The sequence below is a fragment of the Aeromonas fluvialis genome (assembly GCF_000819885.1).
In the GTDB taxonomy this organism is placed as follows: domain Bacteria; phylum Pseudomonadota; class Gammaproteobacteria; order Enterobacterales; family Aeromonadaceae; genus Aeromonas; species Aeromonas fluvialis.
Map to the genome: position 1 here is coordinate 1 of NZ_CDBO01000031.1, position 9,181 is coordinate 9,181.

Annotated in this window: 7 protein-coding genes; 6 read left to right on the top strand and 1 reads right to left on the bottom strand. The window is 57.2% G+C overall.

Annotation, left to right across the window (positions count from 1 at the left end):
- The coding region (locus BN1125_RS19360) for a hypothetical protein (RefSeq protein ID WP_042011345.1) at positions 1-606 on the top strand (606 nt) is incomplete at its 5' end.
- Here the strand turns inward: BN1125_RS19360 and BN1125_RS06575 are convergent.
- Complete coding sequence (locus BN1125_RS06575) at positions 553-1,626, bottom strand: reverse transcriptase/maturase family protein (RefSeq protein ID WP_208854226.1); 1,074 nt, start codon at positions 1,624-1,626, stop codon at positions 553-555. The genes BN1125_RS19360 and BN1125_RS06575 overlap by 54 nt on opposite strands.
- A gap of 14 nt (positions 1,627-1,640) precedes the next feature.
- On the opposite strand from BN1125_RS06575, the gene BN1125_RS06580 reads away from it, so the two are divergent.
- The 5 genes from BN1125_RS06580 to BN1125_RS18480 all read left to right on the top strand — a co-directional run.
- A complete protein-coding gene (locus BN1125_RS06580) occupies positions 1,641-4,316 on the top strand; it encodes a tetratricopeptide repeat-containing sulfotransferase family protein (RefSeq protein ID WP_042011346.1) in 2,676 nt (891 codons plus the stop codon).
- Positions 4,310-5,599, top strand: a complete 1,290-nt coding sequence (locus BN1125_RS06585) for a TolC family protein (protein WP_052446086.1) — start codon at positions 4,310-4,312, stop codon at positions 5,597-5,599. Before BN1125_RS06580 ends, BN1125_RS06585 begins: the two co-directional genes overlap by 7 nt.
- 4 nt (positions 5,600-5,603) lie before the next feature.
- The gene (locus tag BN1125_RS06590; protein ID WP_042011347.1) at positions 5,604-7,772 is read left to right on the top strand and encodes an ATP-binding cassette domain-containing protein; all 2,169 of its coding nucleotides are present in this window, start codon (positions 5,604-5,606) and stop codon (positions 7,770-7,772) included.
- Positions 7,762-8,979 carry a beta-barrel domain-containing protein gene (locus BN1125_RS06595; RefSeq protein WP_084202270.1) on the top strand — a complete coding sequence of 406 codons (1,218 nt, stop codon included), beginning with the start codon at positions 7,762-7,764 and terminating at the stop codon, positions 8,977-8,979. The genes BN1125_RS06590 and BN1125_RS06595 overlap by 11 nt, the downstream gene beginning before the upstream one ends.
- The coding region (locus BN1125_RS18480) for an adenylyl-sulfate kinase (RefSeq protein WP_156993167.1) at positions 8,969-9,181 on the top strand (213 nt) is incomplete at its 3' end. The genes BN1125_RS06595 and BN1125_RS18480, both read left to right, overlap by 11 nt.

A 9,181-nucleotide genomic window follows, 5' to 3' on the forward strand; every position in this document is an offset into this window, starting at 1 on the left:
GCCACGCTGACCCTGGCTACTCCTGGCGCGGCGGGTTCCCTGGGCCATAGCGAGGCCATCGTGATCGGGGCCAACCCAGCCATTGTCGTGTTCGATCTAGTCGAGGGTGTGTCATCGAGCCATAGTTCTCGGACATTTTCAGAGGACGTGGCATACACGATATATATTCGGGTCAATAGTGCTAGCAGCGCACTCAGCACCGATGGCGTTGGGCCCGGTGCGAGCGATTCTTGGGGCGCATGGGGCGGCGCGGGGAATTTGGGCAACGACGACAGAGTCATCCTCGTCGGCAGCGGCTCACCCCTGTCTAACGGCCCGCGCGTCGTTACAAATACTGATCGATGGTTTACCGGCGGGGTTTCCGGATTGGATTGGGGCGACTTGACGAGTTCCGTTATTTTCCCCGGCTTCACGCTTGTCACCTTTTCCAGAATTGCCAGATTGGCAAGCACGGGGAGGCTTTCCCGCATTCACAATGGTAGCACCAGGACCGTGGATTTATTTGCCGGGACCATCCCCAACATGGCCATTTTAAACGGAGCTGGCAACCAGTTATGGACTAACGCCATCCCCACTAATATCTTGAACAGCCAGGGCCTGGCGTAAACCGCTACCGTCGAACGCCAATCCGGCCAGCGCCCAGCGTTGCCAGCGCAGGCAATACTCCACCACCCGCTGTTGCGTCTGCTCTGGTGAGTGACGCAACCGACGGGCTTGCTCATAAAGCAGGTGGAGGTTAAGCAGGTGTTTTTCGTGTGTTTTGCTCGCAATCGCCAAGAGGCCATCGGCATTAAAGCGATAGCCGATCCAGTCGAAGCCTTTAGTGATGCGACCGATAAAGGTTTTGTCCGGGTGCTGCCGTAAGCCGGCGGCGGTGAACCATTGGTTCATCGCTGTCACGGCGCGTTTGAGTTGCCAGCGCGTTTGGCTGAAGATGAGTAAATCATCCATAAAGCGCAGATAACGAACCCCTACACGAGATGAAAGATCTTGGTCCAACGCATACAGGTGAAACCCTGCCAGCAGAGGGCTCAGGGGGCAGCTTCTGGGAATGCCCCTGATGGGCGTATGAAAATTGCCGCCTGTCTCGACGCTGTAAAACATAAACTGGCCGAGCAGGTTCATCAAAAGGGGGCAGTCGATACGTTTAGCCAGCAATTCGAGCAGCTGGTGTTTGTTGATGTTCGCGTAATAGCCCTTGATATCGGTTTTGCAGACAAAGGCATAGGCACCATCGTTGATCCATTGATGCGTTTGGCGCACTGCACATTTGTGGCCCCCATGGCCCTTGACGTGGGTGCAGCTGCGATGCACGGGCAGGATGGTTTGGAGGTGTAGCGTGATGAGTTTGAGGACCAAGGCATCGGCCGCACACCACAGCGCGATCTCGTTGCCATCGGCGCGTTGCACCACCTGCATGGGCGAGAACTGGTAAGTGCCCGCCGCCAGCTTGGCGAGCAGTTCGGGCAGCAGGCGCTTGCGATGGAAGCGCAGGTGCCAGATGTCGGCATTGGCGGGGAAGTGTTTACGGACGGAGCACAGCCAAGCCAAGGCGGTTTCGAGCTGCTGCGGATGGGTCAGTGCCTGAGTGCTCATGGCTGTTTTTTCTTGTGTTACGTTCTTCATGGATGGGTTGATAAGTGTCCTATTTAAATACTTTACGCCGCTTGGCCGATCAACAACAGTTTGAGGCCCTGAGCCGCGAAGCGCTGCACTACTGGCAGGCAAGCGCCGACCAGCAGGTGTTGCCGCTGCTGGTGCTCGCTTACCTGCACACCAACGCCCGCCGCGAGGCTGAGGCGACGTTGCAGGCGGCCGAGGCGTGTCGGGCTGATTTCAACAGGGATGCACAGGTCGATCTGGCCGGTGTGTATTGTCTGTTATTCCGCTTGGACCCGGCGATTGAACTGCTCGAGGCTGTGCTGGCGAGCGAGGCCGGTCATAGCTTGGCGCAGGCGCGTCTGGCTTGGTGTCGACTGCGGCAGGGTAACTACGATGAGGCCAGGCGCCTCTACCAGGCCTCAGCTGAACGGTCACCGGACCGTCTGCCGGTCTGGAGTGCGCTGGCACAACTGCACCTAGAGGCGGGCGATGTCGGCGCCTCGCAAGCGGCCCTTGAGCACGCGATTGCCCGACTGGAGGCGCTGCAATCGCAGCTGTCCGAAGCAACGATTGAGCTGTTTACCGCTCAGTTGCGCGGCTTGCAGCTGGAGATTTGGCTGGCCGCTGCGCAGTTGGCGCGGGCCGAGCAGTGGCTGGAAGAAAAGCAGTCGGTGCTAAGCGAAACCGATTGGGTTTCCGTCGTGCAGCGCTATGCCACGCTGCTGGCCGGTTACGATCGCCATAGCGAAGCCGAGGAAGCGCTACGCACGGCCCTGAAACATTACCCGGCAAATCTTGAATTGCTCTCGCAGCTGGCTGAAATAGCGCAACTGCAGGGGCGCACCATGCAGGCGGTGCAGTTGCTGCGCCGCTGCATCGCGATTGCCAAGCGCGAGGATAAGCCGGAGGTTGTGCTGTGGGTGCGACTTTCCAGTGCGTGCTTGCATTCTCTGGTTGTTCAGGCACGCAAGGCGGCTGAAAAAGCGGTTGCATTGGCCGATGCGCTGGAAGAAGGCGAGGCGACACCGCTGCAGATGATCCAGCAACTGCGTTTGCAGGCTAAAAATGCCTTGGCGCAGGTGGAGAGCCAAGAACAGCATTATGAACAGGCGGAAAACCTGTTTACTGAAATTCTCACTGACAATCCGTATTTTCTGCCGGCACTGCAAGGGTTGGGTCAGCAGCAGATGCAACGTGGCGATATCGATGCGGCGATTGCGTTGTTTGAGCGTGTGAAGGCGCTTGACCCCGCTAAAGGCTACGCCTCGCTGATTAATGCGCGGCAGTTTCCCGAAGATGAAAAAACGCTTGAGCGCATCGAAAAAGCGGCACGCCAGCCGAGCCTTGAGGGAGCCGTGCGCTCAAGCCTGTTGCTGCAATTGGCGTCTGCTTGGGAAAAGCGCAAAGCGTACGACAAGGCCTTTGCGCTGGCGGTAGAGGCTAACGATGCCAGCAAGAAGAAGCTGGGCTACGATCCCCGAGCCCATCGTCAAAGCTGTGCCCGAACCCGTTACGCTTTTTGTAAAGCGCTGTATGAGCACCGACGTGACTGCGGGTATCGGGGGGACGATGCTTCGCTGCCGGTGTTCGTGTTGGGTATGCCGCGCTCGGGCACGACCTTGGTGGAGCAGATTTTGGCCAGCCACAGCCAGATCTTTGGGGCGGGTGAGTTGGGTGTGATTCCGCAACGGATTCAGGGGCTGAACCGCTGGGAACGTCATACCGGCTCTGGGCGTCACTACCCGGATTGCATTGATGATCTGAATCCGTATGCGGTCGAGGGCATTGCCAAGGGCATACTGGAAGAACTTAAAGGGCTGGCGGCTCAAGATAAGCCGGATGCGCGCCATATAGTAGATAAGTTGCCGCATAACTTTGAGAACGTGGGTTTAATCAAATTCTTGTTCCCCCTCGCCAAGATTATCTCGGTACGGCGTGACCCGCGGGACATCGCCATGAGTAACTATTTTACCGACTATCAAGCCAAGCACGGCGGGATGGGTTTTGCCTACGATCTGACGTGGATCGGGGAGCAGCTGGCCGATCACAACCTGCTGATGCACCACTGGCAGCAGCTTTTTCCGGGTGAAATTCTGGAGATCAATTACGAGGATGTGGTCGAAAATACCGAAAGCGCAGCGCGCAAGATGCTGGAGTACATCGGTGTGGATTGGGAACCTCAAGTTCTCGCGTTTAATGAGCTGGATCGGCCAGTCAAAACCGCTTCGGTATGGCAGGTACGTCAACCGATTTACAAGAGTTCAAAAGCCAAGTGGATGCGCTATCAAGAGCATCTGGCCCCGCTGATTGCCGGCACCAATAAAAAGATTGAATGGGATGCAATTGAGATGTTGACGCTGCCGGAGCCCGGCTTGTTAACTGCAGGAGTCGCCTTATACAAAGAACAGAAACTGGACGACGCAGAGTTGCGCTTGAAAAAGTTAATCCATCATTTACCCGCGCATGCCGCCGCTAACTTTATGCTGGGGCTGATCTATGTGCACAAAGGCCATCTGGCTGAGGGTATCGCCTTGATGCTGAAGGCCCATGAGCAGTGCCCGTGGAATCGCCAATGGCGCGATGATCTGGCGCAGGCGTACGAATTGTCCGGTGAGCCGGAGAAAGCGGCTGCGTTGAAACACAAAAAACCGCATTTGGCGAACGCTAGCGTGGCCGACAACGAAGAAGAAATGGATGGTGAGTTCGCATGGTGATTTCAATGCCGCGCCTCGGGCGGCGTAGCCTGCTGGCGGTGTGTTTGACTGCTTTGGCGTTGCCTGCGAGTGGGCAGCAGGCCGATGGGCTGCAGGCTGCATTACAAGCTGCGTTGAGTCTGCACCCGACCGTTAGTGGCAAGCAGGCACTCATCAAAGCACGGGAATACTCCGCCGACGCAGCGCGTAGTCAGCGCTACCCAAGCCTGTCTGCACAGGCTCAGCAGTCTTCGGGGGATAACGAAGATAACGTAACCGGTGAAGATCTTTCCAACCAAGGCAGCCTGCGTGCCCGCCAGCCGCTATGGGCGTTCGGGCGTATCGATAACAGCATTGCTTTGGCCGATGCAGACACCGATGTCGAGCGTGTCGACCTGCTGCGGGTACAGCGACAGTTGCTGGAGCAGACCGCTGTGGCTTATGCCAGTGTGTTGGGTAGCCGCGAGCGTTTAAAGGTGATGGAGGCCAGTCAGGTGGCCCACCAATCGCTGTTTGATCAAATTAGCCGTCGTGAGCAAGGCCAATTGGCGTCGATTGCGGATGTGCGTTTGGCAGCCACGCGCTTGTTTCAAACCAAAGGGCGGGTTGATCGTTCTTCGGACGAGTTGGAAATTGCCGAGAGTGATTTGCTGGCGCTAACCCAAGTCCGCATACCGGCCCAGGTGCCAGTTGCCACAGGCCTGCTGCAGGTCAGCGAGGGCGATGCATTGCGCCAAGCAGCCATGCACAGTAGCGCAGAGGTGCGTTACAAAAAGCAGGAAATCGAACGCGCTAAAGCGGGTGTGGATCAAGCAAAAACTGCTTCCATGCCGACGATCTACCTGCAGGCCGAACAATTCTATAACCAACCGTCTTACCAGGAGGACAATCGTGTCAGCCTGGTGCTGGAGGGTACGTTGGAAGGCATGGGGTTTGCGACCCGCGGCCGCACCGGTGCAGCGGTGGCGCAACAGAGTGCGGCAGAGGATGACCTGGCCTATGCCGTCAGCGAACTTGATCGCAGCGTACGCCGCCTGCAGCGCAGCCGTGCGTTGCAGGCTCAGTTGATTCAAGTACAGGGCGAGTCACTAACCGAACTGCAGGCGGTATCGGAGTCCTATCAGCGCCAGTATGTGGCGGGCACCAAAAGCTGGCTGGATGTACTGAATATCCAGCGTGAATTCACTGAACAACAATTGCAGTACGTCCAGGCACAGAGCGATTGGGTGATCTACTCGCTGCAATTGGCGGCACTCACAGGCGGCCTTGATGCTCTGGTCAATTTAAATACCGAGGAGTTGTAAGTGCATGGATGGGCAAATCGCTAAACCTGAGCAGCCGGGCATTGCGCTTGCATTAGTGAAAGAGTTGTTGACGTCTCTACAGATCTCATACGACGACACTGCGTTGCAGCAGGCCTATATGCAGGATGTTCATTTGCCGGCCACTTTCAAGCCTGCGGAACGGCTAAGGCAAGTGCTGATACACGCTGGGCTGAAGAACCTGGTACCGGTGCAACTCGCCTGGCGTCGCCTCGATCAACGTCGGCTACCCGCATTGGTCTTGACGGGTGATAACTGGTTTTTGGCTGTGCGTGAAGCGGCGGACCATGTGACGTTGATCAGTGCCGCAGGCGAGCGGCGCGAGGTAAGCGATACCGCGTTGCAGGATGCGCTGGTGGTCTGGTTGCGGGCGCCGGCCAGTCGCAGCGCCCAAGTGGACGGAACACTGTCGGGCAACCTGGCAAGTCGTTTGGTATGGCGTGAGTTGTTCCGCGAGCGCGGCTGGCTATGGAAGGTGATGGTTGCCACGCTGCTGGTCAATTTGCTGGCAGTGGGTACCTCTATTTTTGCCATGCAGGTCTATGACCGTGTGGTGCCCACGCTTGCCTATGCGACCCTCACCACGCTGGTGACCGGTATGGCGATGATTATCCTGCTGGACTGGGTACTTAAAACGACGCGGGCCAAGATTCTGGATAGCCTTTCTTGTGCGGTGGATAAGCGCGTATCGCAGCAGGTCTTCGAGCACTTGTTGCATCTGCGGCTGGATCAACAGCCACGTAGCCTAGGCACACTGGCGGCGCAGGTCGGCGGGCTGGATGCTGTGCGCCAATTCTTCAGCTCTAGCGTGGTGTTCGCACTGATAGATTTGCCCTTTGCTCTGCTGTTTTTGGCCTTCATTGCCATTATCGGCGGCGCGGTCGGCTGGGTGTACACCTTGTTGCTGCCCGTGGCATTGCTGTTGGGTTATGTCACACAGTGGCGTTTGCGTGCTTTGCTCAAGCAGCAAATGCTGCGCAGTAACGAGCGACAAGGACTACTGGTAGACACTATTCGAGGTGCCGAGTCCATTCGCGCGAATAACGCCGGCTGGCGCTTTGCTCAGGAATGGCAAAGCGTTACCGCGAGTATTGATGGTTACAGCATCCAGCAACGAGCCATCAGTAGTTTTTCCAGCGTGACCACTAGCAGTTTATCGACGCTGGCTTACGTTGCTGCGGTTGTTGTCGGTGTATGGCAGATCGAGGCAGGTCTGCTGACGATGGGCGGGCTGATTGCTTGCAGCATCCTGGGCGGGCGAGTGATTTCGCCAATTGCCCAGAGTGTTCAGTTCCTCGCGCAGTGGCAGAATGTTCGGCAGGCGCTGCAGATGGTGCACCAGGTGTTGTCTCTTGAACGTGATCGTCGCCCAGAGCAGCAACTGCTGTTGCCGGATGAGTTGCCCAACGAAGTGGCGCTGGATCGCGTGCGCTTTGTTTATCCCGACTCGCCTGTCTGTCAGGTCGACGTCGAGGGTCTGCAGTTCAAGTCCGGTGAGCGCGTGTTGCTGGTGGGACCGGTAGGCTGTGGTAAGTCGACGCTGCTAAAAGTCCTTGCGGGCCTGTATCGGCCTGCTGAGGGTCGCGTGCGTTTGGGGGATGCCGATCTGTGGGAAATCGATCCGCAGTTAGTGGCCAGTCAGGTGGGCTATCTGCCGCAGGTCGTGCAGTTGTTTAAGGGCAGCTTGCGCAGCAACCTGGCGTTGACCGGTGCAACCAGTGACTCCCGCTTGTTAAAGATCACTCGCGATCTGGGCATTGATGCCATTGCCGCATCCAGCCCTCAAGGCATGGATTTGTCGATCAGTGAGGGTGGCGAGGGCTTGTCTGGCGGGCAAAGGCAGTTGGTTGCGCTTGCACGAGTGTTGATTAATCAACCGCGCGTATGGCTGCTGGACGAACCTACCGCAGCACTTGACAGTGAGTCCGAGCAGCGCGTTTGGGCTGCCTTGCAGGAGGCCGTGCACCCTGAGGATATTCTGATCGTTGCAACTCATCGGCCGATGGCGGCAGCACGCCTGGCAACGAGAGTTGTCGTTATGCAGCAAGGGCGTGTGACAAAGGACGGCTCGCCGGATATGGTTCTGGCGCAGATGCTCGCCCGTCCTGTTGCAGCATCACGGATGAGTAAAGGAGGAACGCTTGATGTGGTCTGATCGTTACTCTCAGGACGAAGACGCGCGTACTCAGGCGCGTGTCAGTAAGTTGCAGAGCTCGCACCGTGGTCGTCAGGGCTGGTTATTGATGGCCGCACTCATCGCTGTTGCTACCTTCGCTATTTGGGCTTCGTTGTTTCGAATTGATGAGGTAGCCCGGGCTACGGGTGAGGTGATTGCCAGCAGCAGGGTACAGATTATTCAGTCTGTGGATGGCGGGGTGCTTGAGCAGTTGTTGGTTCAAGAAGGCGACAGGGTTGCACCTGGTCAGTTGCTCGCGCGTCTAGAGCAAACTCGGCTTGGGGCGTCTGTCGGCGAAGTAGAAACAAGGTTGTTTGCGCTGCAGGCTAGGGCAACCCGCTTGCGGGCTGAGGTCATTGGCGAGCGACGTCTCACCTTCGAGGCGGACCTGCTTGAAAGGTCTCCGGAAAGCGCGCGTGTCGAGGAGGCATTATTCAAGCAGCGCCAGCTGGGTCTTGATGAAGAGCTTCGTACCATGCGTGTGGCTGTTACTCTGGGGCAGAAGGAATTACGACTGATTGAGCAGCTTTACGAGAACGGTGATGCCAGTGGCACTGAGCTGTTACGTGCTCAGCGCGGGCTCAATGAGGCGGAAGCGCGCTTGGTGAATCGACGTAACAAGTTTCTTGAGGATGCCCGCCTGGAACTGGTTAAGGCCGAAGATGACATCGCGCAGAGTGGACAAACCCTGACCCTGCGTAAGCAAGCGCAACAGGACAGTGTGTTTACCGCCATGGTACCGGGTATCGTCAAGAATATTCGTGTCACTACGGTTGGCGGGGTACTCAAGGCGGGTGAGGAGTTGATGCAGATCATTCCGGTCGATGATGACCTGATGATTGAGGCCAAGGTAAGTACAGCCGACATTGCCCGAGTTGTGCCGGGCCTAGAGGCAACCGTTCGTTTCGATACCTTTGACTACACCATCTTTGGTGGCGTTAAAGGCGAGGTTGCTTTTGTCAGCGCCGATAGTCTGAAGGAAGAAACCAGCAGCGGTATGGAGATCTATTACCGTGTGCGGGTTAAGCCATCCAGCTTTCCTGTGACTTCAACGACCGGCAGGGTGTTGGATGTGCTACCAGGTATGACGGCGCAGGTTGATATTCGTACCGGCGAGCGCACGGTAATGGACTATTTGCTCAAGCCCCTGCGCAAAACCATGAGTGAGTCTTTCGGTGAGCGGTAGTTTCAGTCAGCACGGACTGGTCAGCCGTGAGCAGCGCGAATCGCAGAATGCCCAAAGCGGACAGGTGCTTTGGCTTACAGGGCTCTCTGGCGCAGGCAAATCCACGCTGGCTTACGCCCTTGAGGCAGAACTTTTCAAGCTGGAAAGGCGTTGTGTCGTGCTCGATGGCGATAGTCTGCGAAGTGTAACCGTTCACCGGGAG

Excerpts from the sequence above, each read along its gene's own strand:
- BN1125_RS06585 (WP_052446086.1), top strand. The coding sequence starts at position 4,310 with ATGGTGATTTCAATGCCGCGCCTCGGGCGGCGTAGCCTGCTGGCGGTG.
- BN1125_RS06595 (WP_084202270.1), top strand. The coding sequence starts at position 7,762 with ATGTGGTCTGATCGTTACTCTCAGGACGAAGACGCGCGTACTCAGGCG.
- BN1125_RS06590 (WP_042011347.1), top strand. The coding sequence starts at position 5,604 with ATGGATGGGCAAATCGCTAAACCTGAGCAGCCGGGCATTGCGCTTGCA.
- BN1125_RS06575 (WP_208854226.1), bottom strand. The coding sequence starts at position 1,626 with ATGAAGAACGTAACACAAGAAAAAACAGCCATGAGCACTCAGGCACTG.